Raw genomic sequence first — 22,300 nt, forward strand, 5'->3', positions numbered from 1 at the left:
ACCTTGAACGACCGCTTGCTGGCTTGACAAAAGTGGCTGGCGGCCCGTTCAAGGTTTCTTTTTCTTTCGAGGAGGCAGCAGGGCTCATGAATATTAAAGCAAGAACCAATGCGATAAGCTGGTCATTTATCGCCATAGCGGTCCTTATGATCTGCGCGTTTTATTTCTACCCGATGATCGAAGCGCTCAAGATGTCGTTCCAATCCGGAACGGGCACCAACCTGAGCTATGTCGGCTTCGACAATTACCAGCGCTTGTTCTCGGACTCAACCTTCAAGACCGCGCTGACGAACACCTTCTTGTTCCTGATCATCCAAGTTCCGATCATGATCATTCTGGCGATGTTTATTTCCGTATTGCTCAATGATAAGAATCTGAAGCTGAAGGGCTTCTTCCGCACGGCTATTTTCCTGCCGGCCGTAACCTCTCTGGTTGCGTATTCGGTTATTTTCAAATATTTATTCGGCTCTGACGGCCTTGTTAACATGCTGTTGCTTAATCTGCATTTCATATCCCAGCCAATCGGCTGGATTACCGATCCATTCTGGGCGAAAATCACGATCATTATAGCCATTACCTGGCGCTGGACCGGCTATAACATGATCTTCTATTTGTCGGCGCTGCAAAATATTGACGCGTCCATCTATGAAGCCGCACGAATCGACGGCGCTTCATCCATCAAGCAATTTACGAAAATAACCGTTCCGCTGCTGAAGCCGATTATTCTGTTCACATCGATTACTTCAACAATCGGCACATTGCAATTGTTCGACGAGGTGATGAACATTACGAAGGGCGGCCCGGGCAACGCAACGATGACGCTATCCCAATATATCTACAACCTGTCGTTCAAGTACACGCCTGATTTCGGCTACGCCGCGACCGTCTCTTATGCAATTGTGATCTTGATCGTCATCTTCTCCATCCTTCAATTCAAACTGGCAGGTGATAAGAATGTCTAAGCTGAAGCGCGTGCTCATTTATTTGTTTCTGAGCGTATCCGCTATTGTGTCGGTCTTCCCTTTCCTGTGGATGATTATCAGCGCCACGAACAAGTCGGTCGACGTCACGCAGGGCAAGCTGCTCCCTGGCTCCTATCTCATCGAAAATGTGAAGAAGGTATTCGACACGGTTGATCTCGTTCCGGCCTTGCTCAATTCGGCCAGAATTTCCATTATTACAACCTTGCTGGCCATGCTCATCGCATCGCTGGCGGGCTACGGCTTCGAAATATTCCGAAGCAAAGCCAAGGATGTCGTGTTCAGCATCCTGCTCCTGTCCATGATGATTCCGTTCGCGGCGCTCATGGTGCCCCTCTACCGGATGTTCGGCAAGATTTCGAATGTGGCTCCGGTTATCGGCATCGACACGGTCTCTGCGGTGATTCTGCCAACGGTGACAACGGCGTTTCTGATCTTCTTCTTCAGACAGAGCACGAAGATGTTTCCGAAGGATATGCTCGAAGCAGGAAGAATCGATGGATTGACTGAACTCGGGGTCTTCTTCCGCATCTTCGTGCCAACGATGAGAACCTCCTATGCGGCTGCTGCGATCATCACTTTCATGACATCATGGAATAATTATCTCTGGCCGCTCGTTGTGCTGCAATCGCCGGAGAAGCGGACGATTCCGCTGCTAATCTCGAATCTGGGCTCGAGCTACGCCCCGGATTACGGTGTGAACATGACAGTTATTCTGATTGCCACGCTGCCGACGGCGATTGTCTTCTTCCTCATGCAGAAGCATTTCGTCGCGGGCATGACCGGCTCGGTGAAATAAGTTTGGAAAGGGGAGAGCGATTATGCCAACGGTGAATAAACCAGAGCTGAGCTGGCTGAGCGACACAAGCGTGTTTGCGGTAAATCGACTGCCTGCTCACTCCGATCATGCTTATTATAGAACGATAGAAGAAGCTGCGGCGGGAAAGAGCATGTCCATGCGGCAGAGCTTGAACGGAGCTTGGAAATTTCATTATGGGGTCAATCCGGCAAGCAGACCTGCGGACTTCTACCTAACGGAATTCGATTGTTCAGGCTGGACGGACATTCAGGTTCCAGGCCATATTCAATTGCAGGGCCACGGTCAGCCGCAATACGTGAATACGATGTACCCATGGGACGGAATTGAGGAATTGCGTCCGCCCCATATATCCGAGACGCATAATGCGGTAGGCAGCTATGCGAGAGACTTTGAGGTTTCTGCCGATCTGCGGAACTCGCCCTTGTTCATCTCCTTCCAGGGGGTGGAGACCGCCTTCTATGTATGGCTGAACGGACAATTCGTCGGCTACAGCGAAGACAGCTTTACGCCCTCGGAATTCGAGCTGACTCCTTATGTACGCGAAGGAGAGAACAAGCTGGCTGTCGAGGTTTATCAGCGGAGCACCGGAAGCTGGCTGGAGGATCAGGATTTCTGGCGTTTCTCCGGCATCTTCCGCGAGGTGTATCTCTACACGGTGCCCGAGCTGCATGTGAGAGATATGCGGATTGGCGCGGAATTGGACGCTTCTTACACGCAAGGAACGCTGAATGTTGAATTGGATTTCTTGCAGCGCCCCGAGGAAGGCGCCAAGGCCGTCCTGACGCTGCTCAGCGCAGAGGGCCGAGAGGTATTTACTTGTTTCGCTGCGACAGACGGTTCGACGACTGATCTTAAGCTGCAAGCGACTCTGCGGCAGCCCGAGCTGTGGAGCGCCGAGAAGCCGTACTTGTATCGCTTGCGTATCGACATCTTTGACGGCGAAGGTCGGCTCCTCGAAGCGATTCCAAGCAAGGTCGGCTTCCGCCGCTTCGAGATGTCGGATAAGATCATGAAGATCAACGGCAAGCGAATCGTATTCAAGGGCGTGAATCGTCATGAATTTAATTGCAGGACCGGAAGAGCGATCTCGAAGGAGGACATGCTCTGGGATATCAAGACGCTCAAGCAGAACAATATCAATGCGGTCCGCACCTCCCATTATCCGAATCAGAGCTATTGGTACGAGCTGTGCGACGAATACGGCGTCTATGTCATCGACGAGATGAATCTGGAGACGCATGGTTCCTGGCAGAAGATGGGCGCCGTGGAGCCCTCTTGGAACATTCCCGGCAGCAAGCCCGAATGGCAGGACATTGTCATGGATCGCGCAATCTCCATGTACGAACGGGACAAGAATCATCCTTCGATCCTGATCTGGTCGCTGGGGAATGAATCCTATGTGGGCGATGTGCTGGTGAATGTATCCCGTTATTTCCGTTCGGTCGACTCCTCGAGACTTGTTCATTACGAAGGCGTATTCTATGACAGGTCGTTCACCGAAGCGAGCGATATGGAGAGCCGCATGTACGCGAAGCCCGCCGATATCGAGCGCTATTTGAACGATAAGCCCGACAAGCCCTATATCAGCTGCGAATATATGCACGCCATGGGCAACTCGCTTGGAGGCATGAAGAAGTATACGGATTTGGAAGAGCGCTACGAGCTGTATCAAGGCGGCTTTATCTGGGATTATATCGATCAATCGCTGGTGAAGAAGGATCGGTACGGGAAGGAATTTCTGGCGTATGGCGGCGACTTCGGCGACCGTCCGACCGATTACGGCTTCTGCACGAACGGCATCGTCTACGCGGACCGCAGGCTGTCGCCGAAGATGCAGGAAGTGAAATATTTGTATCAAAATATAAAGTTGTTCCCGCAGAAGGATGGCGTGCTGATCCGCAACGGCAATCTGTTCGCAGATACCTCCGGACTTAAGCTGCTATGCGTCTTGTCGCGGGACGGCCATGAAATAGCCAGGCTGGAGAGGGAGAATGTTGTTGTAGCGGCGGGAGAAGAACGATTCTTGGCTTACGAGCTTACAGGCAAGCTTGAGGGCTCCGGCGAATATGCGATCGATGCGGCGTTCCTGCTAAAGGACGATGCGCTGTGGGCGGAAGCGGGCTTCGAAACGGCTTTCGGGCAGCTAGTGTTCATGGCCGAAGCTTCCGACCATGAGAAGGCGTCAGGCCGGCATACGAGCTCAGCCGAAGCCGTCTCTGCGAACCATCAAACAGAGATCGCTTCGCCCCGTGGGCCCAAGCTGAGAATTGCGAATGGCGATGTTAATATCGGGGTGCATGGGAGTGACTTCAGTGCAATCTTCTCGAAGCAAGCGATGAGCCTGGTATCGCTTCGATATGCCGGCAGAGAGATGATTGCCGTTCCTCCCGCGCCTCTCTTCTGGAGGGCGACTACGGACAATGACCGAGGCTTCTCGCAAGGCTTTGCAAGCGGCGCGTGGTTCGCCGCCAGCCTGGCGCGCAAATGCATCGGAATCGATACCGAGGAGTTGGAGGAAGGGTTCCGCATCGTTTATCGCTATCGGTTCTCCATTAGCGAACAGGCGGAAGCGAGTATTGCGTATACCGTGCGTTCAGACGGCAGCATTCTCGTCGATGCGTCCTACGCGGGCGCGGAAGGGCTGCCGCAGCTCCCGACATATGCGGTATCCTTCAGGATTCCCGCAGAGTATGAAGAGCTGGAATGGCTCGCTATGGGTCCTGAGGAGAATTATACGGATCGGGCGAATGGAGCGAGACTCGGGCTGTTCCGCAATCGGGCGAGCGACCAGGTATCGGGCTACGTAATGCCGCAGGAATCCGGAAATCGAACAGGTGTTCGCAATTTGGATATAACGGACAAGCTGGGCGGAGGCATTCGAATCCGCTCCGAGGGAGAAACCGTCGAATGCTGCGTTTCGCCTTACACGGCTTTCGAGCTCGAGAACGCGCTGCATCACTACGAGCTTCCGGTTCCCCATTATACGGTTATAACCGTTGCCGGCAAGCAGATGGGCGTTGGCGGCGACGACAGCTGGGGAGCTCCGGTTCACGAGGAATTCACGCTTCGCGGCGACGAGAACAGATCGTTCTCTTTCGTCATCGAACGTCTATAGAAGAGATTGAACGAAGCGAAAAATAAACGTATGCGCGGCTTTCAACAGAACCTTGCAGCGGCGGTCTTCCAGCATGGTATAATGCGGAGATCGGCCGCTGCTTTGCATGTCTGCGCAAAGTATGGAAGATCATAAGGCGAAAGGGGAGCAGGTTCATATGCGCATACATTCATTTCCGCCTGTTGTCGACGAACGGGCAAGAGTGCTGATCGCGGGGACCGCGCCAAGCGTGAAGTCGCTGGAGCATCGGCAATTTTATGGACATAAGCAGAATTATTTCTGGCGAATCGTCTACGGCTTGTTCGGCGAAGGGGGCGGCGATGCGAACGCGCGAATCCATCAACCGCCACCCGAGTCCTACGAGGAGCGGGTCGCTTTCCTGCAGAAGCATCGGCTCGCCCTGTGGGACGTGATCGCCTCTTGCGAGCGCGAGGGCAGCCTGGATGCGAACATAAGAGATGAATCGGCGAATGATATTCCGGGGCTGCTGCGTCGTTATCCGGGCATTCGGTGCATTGCCTTCAATGGAAGCAAAGCCTGGGAAACCTTTCGCAAGGTCCACGGTACAGAAAAGGTTTTTCCGGGAATCAGTCTGCTCAAGCTGCCGTCGACGAGCCCGATTCCGACCAAGCATATGCGGAGCCTGGAGGATCGGCTTGCCGCCTGGAAAGTTATCGTTCCTTACGCGGAGCGGTCTTAAAGACCTTCTTGCCGCCCCGGGCGCGTCGCGGGCGAATCGCATCTCATCGTTGAAATTGAAGCGGTTCCTGTATATAGTAGTAGGACGGCATAATAATCGACAGGAAACGGGAGCAGGTCTATGACTGTGGGCAGGAATGTATGCATGACGCTGGAAAGCCGGCAGGACGGGGAAATACAGTCCTTTCAATACAAGGGAGAATGGTTTCGCAAAGAGCATGCGCTCTACTTGCGCTATCGGGAAGGAACGGGAGAAGGCGAGAGGAACGAGGTTCGAACGCTTCTTCGTTATTCGCCGGGCGAGCTGTCGATCGCAAGGAGCGGCGCGGTGGATTCCCGGCAATGGTTCGTGCCGGGACAGCGGAGAAGGGGGAGCTACCGATCTGCGGCCACCGCGTTCGAGCTGGATACTCTGACGACAGCATTAGCCGCTTATGCGCTTGACAAGGATCGATTGCCGGAAACGGAAGAACCGGAGAGAGAAACGAGTCTGCCGTCGAAGCTTCCTTTTATAATAGAATGGCAGTACGAGCTTTATGTGGAAGAGCAATTATCGGGGAATTTCCATATTCGTCTATGGATACAGGAGGAGCGGAAAGCATGAATGAAGGCAAGAATGTGCTGGAGCACATGTACGAGCAAGTGAAAGAAGCGATCGCAAACGCCGTCGAGGCGGCGGGACTGGCGGGCAAGGAAGCGATGCCGGCCTTCGCACTCGAGGTGCCCAAGGATAAGTCGCATGGCGACCTGGCGACGAATGCGGCGATGCAATTGACAAAGCAGGCGAAGAAGAATCCGCGCGTCATCGCGGAAGAGATCATCGCGCACATGGATATGAGCGGAGCGTCGATTCAAGCGGCGGAAATCGCAGGTCCGGGATTTATTAATTTCCGCTTGGACAAGACGGGCTTGTATCCAGTAATTGGACAGGTGCTGGAAGCGGGAGCGGATTATGGGCGAGTGGCTGCCGGAGCGGGCCAGCGCGTGCAGGTGGAATTCGTCAGCGCGAATCCGACGGGCAATTTGCATCTTGGTCATGCCAGAGGCGCTGCGGTGGGCGACGCGCTTTGCAATCTGCTGGACTTTGCGGGTTATGACGTGACGCGCGAATACTACATTAATGATGCGGGCAAGCAGGTCGAGAATTTGGCGTTATCGCTTGAGGCGCGTTACCGTCAAGCGCTCGGTCAGCAAGCCGAGATGCCGGAGGACGGCTATTACGGCGAGGATATTATCGGCTTCGGCAAATCGCTGGCCGAGAAGGAGGGCGATCGTCTGCTGTCGCTTCCCGAGTCGGAGCGATATGCCTTCTTCCGCAGCTTCGGACTGGAGAAGGAGCTCGACAAGATTAAGCGCGATCTGACTCGCTTCAGAACCTCCTTCGATGTGTGGTACAGCGAGACCTCTCTCTACGAAAGCGGTCAGGTGGAGCAAGGCTTGGAGGCGCTCAAGGCTTCCGGCCATGTCTATGAAGAGGACGGAGCTGTCTGGCTGAAGACCGAGCCCTTCGGAGACGACAAAAACCGCGTGCTGGTGAAAAATGACGGCTCCTATACGTATTTGACGCCGGATATCGCCTATCACCGCAACAAATACGCGCGCGGCTTTGATCGCATGATCAATATCTGGGGCGCCGACCATCACGGCTATATTCCGCGCGTGAAAGCGGCGATGGAGGCTCTTGGCAACGATCCTTCGAAGCTGACGGTATTGATTGCGCAGATGGTCAGCCTGTTCCAGAACGGCGAGAAAATGAAGATGTCGAAGCGCACGGGCAAGGCGGTGACAATGGAGGATCTGATGGACGAGGTCGGCGTCGATGCGATCCGCTATTTCTTTTCGATGCGAAGCATGGACTCCCATCTCGATTTCGATATGGATCTGGCTATATCCACGTCCAACGAAAATCCTGTATTCTACGTGCAATACGCGCATGCCCGCATTTGCAGCATTTTCCGGCAGGCTGATGAGCAAGGCATTGTCCTTCCCGCTGCGGATAAGCTGAGCTTGAACAAGCTGGACAGCGAAGCGGAATTCGATCTGATGAGAAAGCTTGGCGAGCTTCCCGGCGAAATTGCCGAAGCCGCTGCGCATTACGCGCCGCATCGCTTGATTCGTTATGTATACGAGCTTGCTTCGCAATTCCACAGCTATTACCGCGCCGAACGCGTTATTACGGAGGATGCCGAGCAGACGACGGCCCGCTTGGCGCTTCTGGGAGCCATTCGCATCGCGATCGCGAATGTGCTGGGGCTCGTCGGGGTATCCGCGCCCCAGCGCATGTAGGCAAGGAGCCGCGGCGCTACATGCGTTCCGCGGCTTGAAGCATACGCGAGATATCCAGCTCGCCGATGATTCGGCGAGTTTTGTAATTTCGGAGCGGGAGCATGGAACGCTTCATGACGGCTTTGATCTCGCCCGGCGTCAGGTTTGGCCGCAGGGAGAGCAGCAGGGCGATTGCTCCGCTTACATGAGAAGTGGCCATCGAGGTGCCGCTCATCTCATGGTAACGGCCCTTCAGCCAGGATGAGATGATCTTGTCTCCCGGCGCATAGATGTCGATATAGATGCCTCTGTTGCTGAAGGGCGCGACCTTGCGCAACCGGTTCGTCGCCCCCACGGATATCGTCTGCGGATACCGCGCGGGATAGTCGACGGATCGAAGCTTCCCGTCGTTGCCCGAAGACGCGACAATGATGACGCCCGCATTATAGGCGTTGACGACGGCCGACAGCAGCGCCTTGCTTCTTGTCTTCATTCCGAAGCTCATATTGATAATGTTCATTCCGTTGCGGACGCACCATTCGATTCCAAGAATAATATCGGAGACAAAGGCGCTTCCGTTATGATCGAAAGCTTTGACAGGAGCGATGATGGCTCTTGGGGCGACCCCGATCATGCCGTGCATTTGATTGGCGGCCGCGATAGTGCCGGCGATATGGGTGCCGTGGCCGTTGTCGTCATAAGGCGGCTTGTTCCGGTTCAACAGGTTAATGCCTCGAAGAAGCGAATGCCGCAGGTCGGGATGATTGAAGTCGACGCCGGTATCGATGACGCCGATTTTCACGCGATGGCCGGTCGTGATCCCCCAAGCCTGCGGCGCCTTGATTTGCTGCACGCCCCATGGGATGCCCTTGTCGGATGCAGTCGTTTTCAAAGCGGACGGGGTTACGCTGATCAGGCAATCCTTCTCGATTCGAACTCGTCCGGCAAATGCTGCGGGAAGTTCGACGGAGGGCAGCGGGCATGATATTCCCTGGATGCTGTCGATGGGGCGGATTTCATCAAGCAGGGGATGAGACTCGGCAGCTTGGGACAAATGCTGCAGGAAGCTCTCATACTCGCTGCTATCGTGGAAATGTACGATTTTGGAGTCAGTAGCAACGCTGCTGCGGGATAGATGCTGCAGCAGCCAACGTAATAAGGCGTCTGTATCCAATATATGCTTCCCCTCCCGGAGGACGATGCTGCACTATTGTATGAACGCGAACGCGGCGCCGCATGAGCAACTTGCCCTTTTTCCGAGAAATGGGCCCTAAACCGTGTCAAATTCGCCCGAGGGACATAGGATGAATGAAGAGCTGCGGAGGCTCTTGCATCTCCGATGCGTTCGCGTCAGCGAATGGTCGGATGGATACAGTCAAAGCGAAGGGCGCGCCCTTCGCTTTTTTGCCGATTCTTCTTGAGTAAGAAGAAAGGCATAGTTGGCCGCTTGCTTTTTTGCATGAAATAGGTTTTACTATAGTTTGACTAACCAACATGATTAACGGTAGCCTACATATTTTTTGACATATAGGAAAGGATGTAAACTCATTTCTCCTTTCTCTATAATGTTGCGAGAAACGCTAATGTCCTTTGACAAGGACTCCGAAGTCGTTTCTTCTTACAAGAGAGGATGTGTCCATATGAGCGGCAGCAGCTTTGCGTTAAAGATTGATCCTGAACGGATTAAGGAAATGCCAATGGTGGATCTGGCATTCGAAGTGCTGAAGGCGGCTAACACCCCTTATTATTATCGCGATTTGATGATGGAGATCGCGAAAATTCGCGGTCTGTCCGAAGAGGGCATCAAGCAATTTATCGCGCAGGTCTATACGGAGATTAATATTGACGGACGTTTCGCGTGCGTGGGAAGCAATATGTGGGGCCTCAAGCGCTGGTATCCGGTCGAGAAATCGGAAGATCCGATCGGGAACGCGAAGCGCACGCGCATCATTAACGATGATGACGATGATGATGACGACGTGTTCGCGGACGAGGAAGATGACAACTTCACGGCGGATGACGACGATTTTGACGCGTATGACGAGGACAAGGAAGATTTCGACGAGAACGATGACGATTCCGACGAGGTAGATGAAGATGTCGAGATCGAAGACGAGGATATGGATGACGAGGACGATGATGATCTGGATTCGGATGAGGATGACGATGAGGATTCGTTCGATGACGAGGACAAGGATAACTAATTTTCAGAGTCGCTGATTACGCTTGACATGTCCTATGAGGGCAGAGTAAACTATTGCATGGGCTTAAGAATTAGTTTACAAATAACTCATTAAGATAGGCTTGAAGAGAAAAGTGCCCCCGTAGCTACGGGTGTCACTTTTTTTGTTTGAAAGACAACAATTTAGAAGTGCGAGTTCAAAAAGTTCAGTTTTCAGCACAATAGCTTTCGTGATCAAAAGTGGACAGTTGGACAAACTGAAACAATACACATAGGAGCATGGAGGGTATCATCACAGTGACTAAGTATATTTTTGTAACCGGCGGAGTGGTTTCATCTTTGGGGAAGGGGATTACGGCGGCTTCCTTGGGAAGATTGCTCAAGAACAGAGGCCTGAAAGTGACGATTCAGAAGTTCGACCCTTACATTAACGTGGACCCGGGAACGATGAGTCCGTATCAGCACGGCGAGGTCTTTGTAACGGATGACGGCGCTGAGACGGATCTCGATCTGGGACATTACGAGCGCTTCATCGATATTAATTTGTCGAAGAACAGCAATGTCACCACGGGCAAAATTTACTCCAATGTTATTACAAAAGAACGTCGCGGCGACTATCTGGGCGGAACGGTTCAAGTTATTCCCCATATTACGAATGAAATCAAGGAACGTGTATTCCGCGCGGGCAAGGAAGCGGGCTCCGATGTCGTGATTACGGAAATTGGAGGCACTGTCGGTGATATCGAAAGTCTTCCGTTTCTGGAAGCGATTCGCCAGATCAAAAGCGATATCGGCAGAGATAATGTGATGTACATTCATGTCACTCTTATCCCTTATATTAAAGCGGCCGGAGAAGTGAAAACGAAGCCGACCCAGCATAGCGTGAAGGAGCTCCGCAGCATCGGCATTCAGCCTAATGTCATTGTTTGCCGTTCCGAATATCCGCTTGCCGAGGATTTGAAACGCAAGATCGGTCTATTCTGCGATATTGACGCGAATGCGGTCATTGAATGCCTGGATGCTTCGACGCTGTACGAGGTTCCTCTCATGCTGCGCGAGCAAGGCCTTGACGAGATTGTGGTCAACCATTTGAAGCTTGTCACCGATCAACCGGATATGCACGAATGGGAATTGCTCGTGGATCGGGTGAAATCTCTGCACAAGACGACGGAAATCGCCATCGTCGGCAAGTATGTGGCGCTGCATGACGCGTATCTCAGCATTGTTGAATCGCTCGGGCACGCGGGCATTGCCGAGGATTCCGAAATTAAGATTCGTTGGGTCGACGCCGAGAATTTGACGGACGACAACGTGAAGGAGGCGCTGTCCGGCGTGCAAGGCATTCTTGTGCCGGGCGGCTTCGGAGATCGGGGAATCGAAGGGAAGATTTCCGCGATTCGCTATGCGCGCGAGCAGAAGGTGCCTTTCTTCGGCATTTGTCTCGGCATGCAAGTCGCCGTCATTGAATATGCGCGCAACGTAGCGGGTATGACAGGCGCGAACAGCTCGGAGATCAATTCTTCCACGCCGTATCCGGTCATCGACCTGCTTCCTGATCAGAAGGATATCGAGGATATGGGCGGCACGATGCGTCTTGGTCTGTATCCGTGCAAAATTGCCGGGGAAACGATCGCCTCGCGTGAATATGGGGATGAGCTTGTCTACGAACGCCATCGCCACCGGTATGAGTTCAACAACGAATATCGCGAAGGGATCGAGAACGCCGGTCTTATCATCTCGGGCACTTCGCCCGACGGCCGCTTGGTCGAGATGGTAGAGATGAAGGATCATCCTTGGTTCCTGGCCGTGCAATTCCATCCGGAATTCACGTCGAGACCGAATCGCCCGCAGCCGTTATTCAAGGGCTTTGTGAAGGCTGCCATCAGCAATTACGAGAGCAGTCGCTGAGCTTTTCGGCGACGAAATGCGATAATGTGACGGTTTCTTTCATCAATAGTAAGTTTTTGTATGCAATAGAAGGAAAATCCCTAGACTTCTCGAATATATATTAAAAATGCGCGAGAGCTGTCCACGAATATTGTGATGCAGGTTCAGTCTAGGGGGGAGAAGCTTGGAGAAGAAGAAGGTATTAATTGTTGATGATCAGAATGGAATTCGCGTGCTGTTGCTGGAGGTGTTCAGCAGCGAGGGTTACAATACTTTTCAAGCGGCTAATGGCAAGCTTGCCTTAGAAATTGTGAATCGTGAAGCTCCGGATTTGGTTCTTCTCGACATGAAAATTCCGGGAATGGACGGATTGGAAATTCTGAAACATATCAAAGCGATTAATTCGTCGATCAAGGTTATTATGATGACGGCGTACGGAGAGCTCGACATGATTAAGGAAGCAACGGATTTAGGGGCATTGATGCATTTCACCAAGCCGTTCGACATCGATGAAATGCGCTTCGAAGTCAATCGACAGCTTCATGATGATAAGTCCTCCGACCGATTCGCCGTCGGATCATAGAAGAAGGCAGCCGGGCATCGTCGGAGGAAATGCGACGATGCTTTTTTTATGCGAGAAACGTTTCTTCTTTTCGATATTATTAATATTGGGTTCGATATGCTATAATAACTCAGAATGACATGCGAAAACGCTATTCATTTTATTATTTTTGTGCATCCAAGCAGGCAGAGTGTGCTCTTTGCTTTCTTCCATCAAACGGGAGGCTATATGATTTCATGGAGAAACTGATGATTCGCGGCGGCAAGCCGCTTCAAGGCACGGTACAGATCAGCGGCGCAAAGAACAGCGCAGTGGCTTTGATTCCCGTTTCGATTCTGGCGGAATCCGAGGTGGTGCTCGACAATCTGCCCATCATTAGCGACGTTGCCGTATACAGCGAAATTTTGCAAGAACTAGGCGCCAAAGTAACCCGGTCGGAGGATGTGATGCGCATCGATCCTTCGAATCTGATATCAAAGCCGATGCCCAACGGCAAGGTGAAAAAGCTTAGAGCTTCATACTACTTGATGGGCGCCATGCTGGGCCGCTTCGGGGAGGCGACGATCGGCTTGCCGGGAGGATGCAATTTCGAACCGAGGCCGATCGATCAGCACATAAAAGGCTTTGAAGCGTTGGGCGCTACGGTCACGAACGATCACGGTTCGATACGCATATCCGCGAAGGAATTGCGCGGAGCAAAGATTTATCTTGACGTCTCGAGCGTAGGAGCGACTATTAATATTATGCTGGCGGCATCCCGCGCCAAAGGCCATACGGTCATCGAGAACGCGGCCAAAGAGCCTGAAATTATCGATGTAGCCACTCTCCTCAATGCCATGGGCGCCACGATCAAGGGCGCCGGCACCGAAACCATTCGCATCGAAGGCGTCGACAAGCTCCATGGATGCCGACATTCCATTATCCCGGATCGCATACAAGCAGGAACCTATATGATTGCCGCAGCGGCGACTCGCGGGAATGTATTGATTGACAACGTCATTCCGAAGCATATGGAAGCATTGACGGCCAAGCTGGAGGAAATGGGCGTCGAGGTTATCGAGATGGATGAGTCCATTCGGATTATCGGGGCAGCCCATTATTCGGCCGTCGACGTGAAAGCTCTCGTCTATCCCGGTTTTGCGACCGATTTGCAGTCGCCGATGACGACGCTTCTCACGCAAGCCAGCGGCGTAAGCATACTTACGGATTATATCTATGGTACGAGATTCAAGCATGTTCCCGAGTTGACGCGAATGGGTGCGAATATACGCGTCGAAGGACGTTCGGCAATTGTGGAAGGCTCGAAGCTAAGCGCGGCGAAGGTGAAGGCTTCCGATTTGAGGGCAGGCGCGGCGCTGGTTGTTGCGGCATTGACGGTAGAGGAAGGCGTAACCGAGATAACGGGAGTGGAGTATATCGATCGCGGCTATGATCATTTGGTAGAGAACCTGTCGCTTCTCGGCGCAGAGGTATGGCGGGAATCTGAGCAGAGCTGAGTTCGTTTCAGAAGCATGGATGCCGCATTCGTCCGACTCGAATAGATGTTTGATATCGTGGCAATGATGGTTAATTAAGAAGAGATTCCTAATTTTAGAATAGAGTGGTGAGAATATGTCCGATCTACAGATCGCAGATCTGGAAGAATTGAAGCTAACGGAGCTATACAAATTAGCGAAACAATATCAGATTGCTTATTACGGAACATTGAAGAAAAAAGAATTGATTTTTGCTATTTTAAGAGCGCAAGCCGAGAAGAGCGGTCTCATGTTTATGGAAGGCATTCTGGATATTCTGCAGGAAGGCTTCGGCTTCCTAAGGCCGATTAACTACTTGCCGAGCAAGGAAGATATCTATATTTCGGCATCGCAAATTCGCAGATTCGATCTGAGAAGCGGAGATCTTGTATCAGGGAAATGCCGTCCGCCGAAGGAGAATGAACGTTATTTCGGATTGCTTCAGGTCAATGCAGTTAATGGGGAGAATCCGGAAACCGCGTCAGAACGACTTCACTTTCCCGCGCTAACTCCTCTATACCCCGAGAAAAAATTGGTGCTCGAAACCGCCCAGTCCAAGCTCTCCACGCGGATGATGGATTTGCTTGCTCCCGTTGGTCTGGGGCAGAGAGGTCTCATTGTTGCTCCTCCCAAAGCCGGCAAAACGTTATTGCTGAAGGAAATCGCGAACAGCATATCCGAGAATCATCCCGATATCAAATTATTCGTGCTCTTAATCGACGAGCGGCCGGAGGAAGTAACCGATATGCAGCGTTCGGTGAAGGGCGAGGTTATCGCGTCAACCTTCGACGAGCTGCCGGAAAACCATATCAAGGTAGCCGAACTGGTCATGGAGCGCGCGCTCCGTCTTGTCGAGCACAAGAAGGATGTTGTGATTCTGCTCGACAGCATCACAAGACTCGCGAGAGCGTACAATCTCGTTATCCCCCCATCCGGCCGTACGCTTAGCGGCGGTATCGATCCGGCCGCCTTCCATCGTCCGAAGCGCTTCTTCGGTTCCGCCAGGAATGTTGAAGAAGGCGGAAGCTTGACGATTCTGGCTACGGCTCTGGTAGAGACGGGCTCCCGCATGGACGATATTATTTATGAAGAGTTCAAAGGAACGGGCAATATGGAGCTTCATCTGGATCGCAAGCTCGCGGAACGCCGTATTTTCCCTGCGCTCGATATGAGAAGATCAGGCACGCGCCGCGAGGAGATGCTGCTGACGAAGGAAGAGTTGGATAAAGTATGGGCGATTCGCAAGGGCATGACCGATACGCCTGATTTCGTCGATAATTTCTTGAAGAAGCTGAAGGATTCAGAGAATAACGAACAGTTCCTGATGTCCCTGGATACATCTGCAGAAGCTGCGAAGCCGGAGCGCAGCGCTGTCAGAAGCGGCAGCTCATCCTCTTCTTCCTCGCATAACGGGCGTCGCCCGGTTTCCAGATCGACGCACAGCTCGTAATGCTTTGAAGGAGAAAGGAGAACATCATGAATCTCGTATATGCGGACGAGCACGGCAATGTGTTCGACCATCCCGACTATGTCGGACTCGGACGAAGCGGCGATATGATTGTAGAAATTATGGAGGAGGAGCTAATTCCTCTGCCGAACGGCGCCACCTTGGTCAGTCTGCCCTTCACGAGACCCATTGGCCTTAACGGGAAGACAGGCGAGATGGAAGTATTGAAGAACGGCGTTCAGGCTGTGGGGGCGCTGCTGCCTCAGGGCTTTACCCGTTTATGCTTGCCCGGTTATGTGAAATCGGACAAAGAGCAGAAGCTCCCGCTCTTCGGCTATACTGCCGTTGTGTGGAAGGATGGGGAATTCTTCGTTACCGCGGAGCAATGCGATGATCCGGAACGCTGGGATCCTCTTAATTGCGATCAACAGGAGCTCCAGGTGCGGGTCGAAGGCTTGCTGGAGAAATATCCGGACAATCGCTTATATAAGCATCTTTCGAACTGCGCTTTAGGCTACGAATGCCTGACGGCATCCAACACGTTTCTTGGCCGCTGGGAAGGAGCCGTTCCGGTTTCCTATTCCTGCAACGCAGGCTGTTTCGGCTGTATTTCCGAACAGCCGGAGGACAGCGGTTTCGTGGCCCCCCAGACTCGAATGAATTTCAAGCCGACTGTCGATGAATTGGTGGAGATTATGCTCGAGCATCTGCAAGAGCCTGAATCTATCATTTCATTCGGACAAGGCTGTGAAGGCGAGCCTTCGACGCAGGCCAAGATTATCGTGGAGGCGATGAAGCAGGTCAGAAGCAGGACTTCTAACGGGTTTATTAACATTAATACGAACGCGGGTCTAACCGATTTCATGAGAGCGATTGTGGATGCCGGGCTCGATTTGATGAGAGTCAGCACGATAAGCGCGCTCGATGAGCATTATAACGCCTATTACAAGCCGCGTGGCTATAATCTGCTTAATGTGGAGAAGTCGCTTAAGTATGCAACGGACCAAGGCGTCTATACATCGATAAACTATCTGATCTTTCCAGGCGTAACAGATCGGGAAGAAGAGATCGAAGCGATGCTCGGCTTCTGCAAACGAACGGGCCTGAAATTAATTCAAATGCGGAATTTGAATATCGATCCCGAAAGCTATCTTTCCATCATTCCGAAGCCGCAGGGCGAGATCTACGGCATGAAGCAGATGCTGGACATATTCAGGCAGGAACTGCCTGAAGTGGTAATCGGCTCGTACACGCATGTGCCGCCTCCAGAGCTCAGAAGGAAGCAGTTGCTTCGTTAATCGTTCTGTTCCAGATCTGTCGACTATCCTCGCAAAGAGCCGAGATTCACCAGCAATCCTTGCAGATGTATCCCAAGCATTTATCTTGCAACCTAGAGGTTGTTCATGGTATACTGATGCAGCATGATTTTAACTCTGCGTCCGCATGTGATGCAGGGCAGGAAGAGGTGAACGAGATGAAACAAGGTATTCATCCGACATACCACGTCATTACAGCTACTTGCGCTTGTGGGAATTCATTCGAAACAGGTTCGATTAAATCGAACATTCGTGTAGAGGTTTGCTCCCAATGTCACCCGTTCTATACGGGTAAGCAGAAGTTCCTGGATGCCGGCGGCCGCGTCGACCGTTTCAAGAAGAAATACGGCATTTAATTCATATCGAACATTCAGCCTTTATTTGGCAGAATACAAGAACCTCCCTCAGCCATCCTATGGTTAGAAGGGAGGTTTTTTTGTGGTATATGCTGTTGCTTTCATGAGAAGAAGGAGTAAATGGCAGTGCATAATAGCGGCTGTTTGCCTTAGCTTGTTGTTCTTGCTGACGACAGGCTGCGCAGGTGAATCCGAGCAGGAGAAGCGCTCCTATGGACAAGATGGATACATGGGCTTATCGAACAGCAATCCCAATACGATAAATCGGCATTCGACGCAATCCTATTCGGAGGATATCGCGTTTGTAAAACAAGTGCTTGAGCCTGTTGAAGGCATTAAGAAGATCCAGGTCGGCTTCAACGGCAGCGAGCTAAATGTGCTTCTGACTCCCGAGAAGGGGTTGTCCGATGCCAATCGGGATTGGATCCGCGATAAAGCGGAGCAGATTGTCCAGCATAACTTGCCTGACTATCATGTACATGTACGCATTGATTAAGCCGTTGGGAAATTTCCTCAGAGCTTCGAATGTTGCGCTTTCCCATAGAATGTACTATACTTGTCTTTGCCGTGCTAGATGGGGAGGTAGCGGTGCCCTGTAACTCGCAATCCGCTGTAGCGAGGTTGAATTCCTGTCTGAGGTAATACTGATGTGAGGCTTGGCGCTTGCAAGCAGTGTTGACAGTCGGGTCCTCCGCAATGGACGCTTATGAACCCGGTCAGGTCCGGAAGGAAGCAGCCGTAAGTAAGTTAGTTCATGTGCCGGGGGAGTGCCTGACTCGAGCTGTGCAGCAAGAATGCCGCTTGGATCGTATCTATCGAAGCCAGGTGCACGGTTCTAATCAGAACGAATCGTGAAGGAATTCCTTCACGCCTATACCTGTAGACGATTCTTAGTTAAGCTTTATGCTTGACGGATGACTCTGCAGGTATTTTTATTGACCATTATTTTGCTCGAAGGCGCAATGTAGTATACTGTTCATATTAGTTAGGATTAGATATTGAGAATAAACACTCTGAAGGGGAAGAGTCGCATGTCACATATAGCTCTATATCGTGCCTGGCGTCCTCAGACGTTTCAGGACATGGTGGGTCAGCAGCATATTATTCAGACGCTTCAGAATGCGATACGCGAGGATCGGGTATCGCATGCGTACCTGTTCAACGGGCCCCGCGGGACGGGGAAGACAACCACGGCCAAAGTGCTTGCCAAAGCGATTAATTGCGAGCGCGGTCCTGCTGTTGAGCCTTGCAATGAATGCGAGGCCTGTCTGGGGATAAACGCTGGTCATATTATGGATGTCATTGAGATTGATGCGGCATCCAACCGTGGTATCGATGAAATTCGAGATATCAGGGAAAAGGTCAGGTATGCGCCTTCCGACGTGCGCTTCAAAGTGTATATCATCGATGAAGTGCACATGCTTACGACGGAAGCTTTCAATGCACTGCTGAAGACGTTGGAGGAGCCGCCTGGTCATGTTATATTTATATTAGCGACTACAGAGCCTCATAAGCTGCCTGCCACCATTATATCCCGTTGTCAGAGATTCGATTTCAGACAAATTTCGCTCGAAGAGCAGTCTCTGAGATTAACCCAGATTTGCCGGGATGAGGGGATTTCTGCGGATGCGGATGCTGTTGCTTACATTGCCCGTTTGTCTGAAGGCGGGATGCGGGATGCCATCAGCCTGCTGGAGCAGGTGGCCGCGTTCAGCGATTCCCACATCACGCTGGAAGCGGCCGTTGATGTAACGGGCGGAATTACCTCCGAGCATTTCTACAAGCTGGCAGAAGCCGTTCGGGACGGCAATGCGTCCGGGATGCTGACGCTGGTTGAGGAATTGATGCTGGCAGGCAAAAGCGCGGATAAATGTATGGAGAATTTGATCTATTATTTCCGTGATCTTCTCGTGCTAAAGCTTGCGCCAGGAGGCGGGGTGGCGACAGATCGGGTGGTTGACGCGGAGAAGTTCGGTCAGATGGCAAGCTCCTACTCTTCTGAGCGGTTATTCGTCATGATCGATGTTCTTAATCGTTATCAGACGGAGCTAAGGCATGCGTCTCAGCCGCAAACCCTGTTCGAGGTGGCGCTTATGAAGCTGTGCACGATGAATAATGTTGCTGGTAGCAAGGAAGAAAGCAGCTCCTCGGCTTTGCAAGCTCCGAGCTCTGCCGGCGGGAGCGGCGCATCGAATGCGGAGGTTGGCAAGCTCCGCCAGCAAGTCGACGCTTTGGAGCGCAAATTGGAAAGCTTGATGAGAAGCGGCGTTGCTGCCGGAGGCACCGAATCCCAGGCCGGAGCATCCAGGCCGGCGGCAGGCGGCGGTTCGCGTCCGGGCATGCGTCCATTCGGAGGCTCAGGCGCGGCGAGAGCCAAGGTTAAGCTCGATGCCTATTTGGCAGCAGCCAACAGCGACGAAACAACGCAAGCCCGCTTGAAGTGGGGCGACGTGCTTCACCGGGTAAAAGCCGCGAAGGTGACTTTGCATGCTTGGTTGAAGGATGGAGAATTGGCGTCGGTAGCCGACGGCAAGCTTCTGCTTGCATTCAAGAATGAAATTCATCGCGAAACGACAGAGAAGCAGAATCATCGCGAGCTCATTGAAAGTGTCGCTCAGGAAGTGCTGGGCTCTTCCGTAAGTCTTGTAACGGTTATGCAGAAGGATTGGCAGGCGGGTCTGGATCAAGTCGGAGATCAGCCGAGCACGGCTGCTTCAGCGGACAATTTGGAGCTTCTGGAGGGCTTTCATGCAGCGGATAAGGCTGCGGAGAAACGGCCCGAATGGGTAGAGGAAGCGGTTAAGCTGTTCGGAGAAGATTTGGTTGTAGTGAAGAACAATGAATCATAACTAATACGCGAGGTGACGAAGATGAATAACATGAATCAAATGATGAAGCAAGTGAAGAAGATGCAAGAGCAAATGATGAAGGCGCAAGAAGAATTGGAAACGAAATTCGTTGAAGGAACTGCCGGAGGAGGAGCCGTTACGGTTACCGTGAGCGGACACAAAAAGCTTACGGATATTTCAATCAAACCTGAAGCGGTAGATCCGGAGGATGTGGAAATGCTTCAAGACTTGATTTTGACTGCAGTCAACGATGCGCTTTCAAAAGCCGACGAATTAGCTAACAAGGATATGGGCAAATTCACGGGCGGTATGAAAATCCCGGGATTATTCTAACCGCATAATTGCTATTCCGCAAATGTAATGCGTGCTGTATTTGAAAGGAGCTGTACCCTTGTATTATCCGGAACCGATTGCGAAGTTGATTGATTCTTTTACCCGGTTGCCCGGAATTGGACCTAAGACGGCCGCGAGGCTGGCCTTCTATGTGCTGCGGATGAAAGAGGATGATGTGATTGATTTCGCGAAAGCATTAGTGAGCGTGAAGCGCAATCTGTTTTTCTGTTCCGTCTGCTGCAACATTACAGATACCGATCCTTGCAAGATCTGTCAGGACAAATCCCGGGATGGCTCCGTCATCTGCGTGGTGCAGGAATCGAAAGATCTTGTTGCCATGGAGAGAACCAAGGAGTACGACGGTTATTATCATGTACTGCAAGGAGCCATTTCTCCTATGGAAGGAATAGGGCCGGATGAAATTCGAATTGCAGAGCTGCTAAGACGTCTTGGCGATGAGAAGGTGCAAGAGCTGATTTTGGCGACAAATCCGAACATCGAAGGGGAAGCGACGGCGATGTATTTGTCCAGACTTGTAAAACCCTTTGGCATTAAAGTGACTCGCATCGCTCATGGTTTGCCAGTCGGAGGCGATCTGGAATACGCTGATGAAGTGACATTGTCGAAGGCGCTTGAAGGACGCCGCGAACTTAGTTGAATGTGGAAGAACCGTTTCAATCATGATCCAGTCATGATTGAAACGGTTTTTTTTGTTTGTTCTGAGGTTCTAATGAGCGGTACAAGCTTGTAAATATGAAAGGAGGCGATGTTAGTCGGAGATAAGGAGGTGCGTTATGGTATTGTTGGAGCAAAGAGGGATTTCCGCAGCGGATGATTTGCAAGCAAAGGAAAGCTTGATGTCAGAAATTCGGGATGCGTTGTTGCAAAGAGAGAGCGCCAGGAGATATTTTGACTGCGTAAAGGAATTTGATCAGATTGACTATGCGATTTATGCCATTATTGCCGCGGAGAAACGATACGCAATGCTGCTCGGCAAGGCGAAGAAGATGGTTGGAGAATGGCCTGAATGGAGGAGGATGGAGCTGTGAAAATGATCTGGACGAGCTTGTTGATTGTATCATTGGTTCTTCTCTTGTGGATTGTGGTGCGCAATCGCTTATCATGGAGCTGGCTTCGGGGATTCAGCCTGCAATTGATTGCAGCTGCCGCAGTATTGTATTTGTTGAATTACAGCGATATTATCCCCAATCTGTATATTCCGCTAAATCCCGTTACGGTAGGTACCGTAGTGGCGCTCGGGGTTCCGGGAATAGCTCTTATTGCGGGTGTGCAATACTTCTTCGTATGAGCATATTGAATCAGAAATTTCTGAATTTTAATTTTAGGTTGACGAGCGCTTGTTAAATATGCTACATTAATTCTCGCGCCAAGAGTGATTGAATAAAGAACAAAAAGTTTTTCAAAAAAAGTTCTTGCATTAATCTTGGCGAGTGTGATATATTATAAAAGTTCGCTGCTGAGAAATACACAGCTAACGAGCAAGAAGGATTGTTCTTTGAAAACTGAACAACGAGTGAAACTGCCTCATTACATGAACGAAGCTTGCTTCGTTGAGATAATGAAAAAGCGAAAAAATGAGCAAGTCAAACACCTTGGAGCTTTTCGCATTGGCTTTGCCAAGTACGAAAACTCCCTTTATGGAGAGTTTGATCCTGGCTCAGGACGAACGCTGGCGGCGTGCCTAATACATGCAAGTCGAGCGGAGTTATGCCTTCGGGTGTAGCTTAGCGGCGGACGGGTGAGTAACACGTAGGTAACCTGCCTATAAGACTGGGATAACATTCGGAAACGAATGCTAATACCGGATACGCGGAACGGTCGCATGGCCGAACCGGGAAAGACGGAGCAATCTGTCACTTATAGATGGACCTGCGGCGCATTAGCTAGTTGGCGGGGTAACGGCCCACCAAGGCGACGATGCGTAGCCGACCTGAGAGGGTGATCGGCCACACTG

The 22,300-nt window shown here is 51.7% G+C and carries 20 protein-coding genes, 1 rRNA gene and 1 other RNA gene; 21 read left to right on the plus strand and 1 reads right to left on the minus strand.

The window, feature by feature from the left end; all coding sequences use genetic code 11:
• The first annotated feature begins 86 nt into the window (after positions 1-86).
• The 6 genes from HFP08_RS23570 (at position 87) to argS (ending at position 7,900) form a co-directional block, all read left to right on the plus strand.
• On the plus strand, positions 87-962 hold the full coding sequence (locus tag HFP08_RS23570) for a carbohydrate ABC transporter permease (RefSeq protein ID WP_168123080.1): 876 nt from the start codon (positions 87-89) through the stop codon (positions 960-962).
• The gene (locus HFP08_RS23575; protein ID WP_168123081.1) at positions 955-1,779 is read left to right on the plus strand and encodes a carbohydrate ABC transporter permease; all 825 of its coding nucleotides are present in this window, start codon (positions 955-957) and stop codon (positions 1,777-1,779) included. The genes HFP08_RS23570 and HFP08_RS23575 overlap by 8 nt, the downstream gene beginning before the upstream one ends.
• Before the next feature lie 22 nt (positions 1,780-1,801).
• Positions 1,802-4,915: a beta-galactosidase, LacZ type gene (lacZ, locus tag HFP08_RS23580; RefSeq protein ID WP_168123082.1), complete on the plus strand. Its 3,114-nt coding sequence runs from the start codon at positions 1,802-1,804 to the stop codon at positions 4,913-4,915.
• Between the two features lie 157 nt (positions 4,916-5,072).
• Entirely contained in the window at positions 5,073-5,615 is a 543-nt protein-coding gene (locus HFP08_RS23585; protein WP_168123083.1) for a DNA-deoxyinosine glycosylase, read from the plus strand.
• Positions 5,616-5,735: 120 nt separating this feature from the next.
• Positions 5,736-6,218 carry a YwiB family protein gene (locus HFP08_RS23590; RefSeq protein WP_168123084.1) on the plus strand — a complete coding sequence of 161 codons (483 nt, stop codon included), beginning with the start codon at positions 5,736-5,738 and terminating at the stop codon, positions 6,216-6,218.
• On the plus strand, positions 6,215-7,900 hold the full coding sequence (gene argS / locus HFP08_RS23595) for an arginine--tRNA ligase (protein ID WP_168123085.1): 1,686 nt from the start codon (positions 6,215-6,217) through the stop codon (positions 7,898-7,900). The genes HFP08_RS23590 and argS overlap by 4 nt, the downstream gene beginning before the upstream one ends.
• Positions 7,901-7,916: 16 nt before the next feature.
• Here argS and HFP08_RS23600 read toward each other — a convergent pair whose 3' ends face one another.
• Positions 7,917-9,053, minus strand: coding sequence for a S8 family peptidase (locus HFP08_RS23600; RefSeq protein WP_168123086.1), 1,137 nt, complete (start codon positions 9,051-9,053; stop codon positions 7,917-7,919).
• A gap of 466 nt (positions 9,054-9,519) precedes the next feature.
• On the opposite strand from HFP08_RS23600, the gene rpoE reads away from it, so the two are divergent.
• The 15 genes from rpoE to HFP08_RS23675 all read left to right on the plus strand — a co-directional run.
• Entirely contained in the window at positions 9,520-10,083 is a 564-nt protein-coding gene (gene rpoE, locus HFP08_RS23605; protein WP_168123087.1) for a DNA-directed RNA polymerase subunit delta, read from the plus strand.
• Positions 10,084-10,358: 275 nt separating this feature from the next.
• On the plus strand, positions 10,359-11,969 hold the full coding sequence (locus HFP08_RS23610) for a CTP synthase (protein WP_168123088.1): 1,611 nt from the start codon (positions 10,359-10,361) through the stop codon (positions 11,967-11,969).
• 163 nt (positions 11,970-12,132) lie between these two features.
• Complete coding sequence (locus HFP08_RS23615) at positions 12,133-12,531, plus strand: response regulator (protein ID WP_168123089.1); 399 nt, start codon at positions 12,133-12,135, stop codon at positions 12,529-12,531.
• A 215-nt stretch (positions 12,532-12,746) separates the two neighbouring features.
• Positions 12,747-14,006, plus strand: a complete 1,260-nt coding sequence (locus tag HFP08_RS23620) for a UDP-N-acetylglucosamine 1-carboxyvinyltransferase (protein WP_168123090.1) — start codon at positions 12,747-12,749, stop codon at positions 14,004-14,006.
• Positions 14,007-14,121: 115 nt separating this feature from the next.
• Entirely contained in the window at positions 14,122-15,474 is a 1,353-nt protein-coding gene (rho, locus tag HFP08_RS23625; protein ID WP_168123091.1) for a transcription termination factor Rho, read from the plus strand.
• 26 nt (positions 15,475-15,500) lie between these two features.
• The gene (locus HFP08_RS23630; protein WP_168123092.1) at positions 15,501-16,769 is read left to right on the plus strand and encodes a radical SAM family protein; all 1,269 of its coding nucleotides are present in this window, start codon (positions 15,501-15,503) and stop codon (positions 16,767-16,769) included.
• A 176-nt stretch (positions 16,770-16,945) separates the two neighbouring features.
• A complete protein-coding gene (gene rpmE / locus HFP08_RS23635; RefSeq protein WP_168123093.1) occupies positions 16,946-17,143 on the plus strand; it encodes a 50S ribosomal protein L31 in 198 nt (65 codons plus the stop codon).
• Between the two features lie 82 nt (positions 17,144-17,225).
• Positions 17,226-17,639, plus strand: coding sequence for a hypothetical protein (locus tag HFP08_RS23640; protein ID WP_168123094.1), 414 nt, complete (start codon positions 17,226-17,228; stop codon positions 17,637-17,639).
• A gap of 69 nt (positions 17,640-17,708) precedes the next feature.
• Positions 17,709-17,976: signal recognition particle sRNA large type (ffs, locus tag HFP08_RS23645), an RNA gene on the plus strand.
• 198 nt (positions 17,977-18,174) lie between these two features.
• On the plus strand, positions 18,175-19,992 hold the full coding sequence (dnaX, locus tag HFP08_RS23650; protein WP_168123095.1) for a DNA polymerase III subunit gamma/tau: 1,818 nt from the start codon (positions 18,175-18,177) through the stop codon (positions 19,990-19,992).
• 21 nt (positions 19,993-20,013) lie between these two features.
• Complete coding sequence (locus HFP08_RS23655) at positions 20,014-20,325, plus strand: YbaB/EbfC family nucleoid-associated protein (RefSeq protein WP_168123096.1); 312 nt, start codon at positions 20,014-20,016, stop codon at positions 20,323-20,325.
• A gap of 58 nt (positions 20,326-20,383) precedes the next feature.
• Entirely contained in the window at positions 20,384-20,983 is a 600-nt protein-coding gene (gene recR, locus HFP08_RS23660; protein WP_168123097.1) for a recombination mediator RecR, read from the plus strand.
• Positions 20,984-21,119: 136 nt separating this feature from the next.
• Positions 21,120-21,374 (plus strand): DUF2508 family protein, encoded by a 255-nt coding sequence (locus HFP08_RS23665; RefSeq protein WP_168123098.1) that lies wholly within the window; start codon positions 21,120-21,122, stop codon positions 21,372-21,374.
• A gap of 2 nt (positions 21,375-21,376) precedes the next feature.
• Positions 21,377-21,634: a pro-sigmaK processing inhibitor BofA family protein gene (locus HFP08_RS23670; RefSeq protein ID WP_240941800.1), complete on the plus strand. Its 258-nt coding sequence runs from the start codon at positions 21,377-21,379 to the stop codon at positions 21,632-21,634.
• A 346-nt stretch (positions 21,635-21,980) separates the two neighbouring features.
• Positions 21,981-22,300, plus strand: a 16S ribosomal RNA gene (locus HFP08_RS23675); the annotation flags it as partial.

The sequence above is a fragment of the Paenibacillus sp. HB172176 genome (assembly GCF_011947265.1).
Taxonomy (GTDB): Bacteria; Bacillota; Bacilli; order Paenibacillales; family Paenibacillaceae; genus Pristimantibacillus.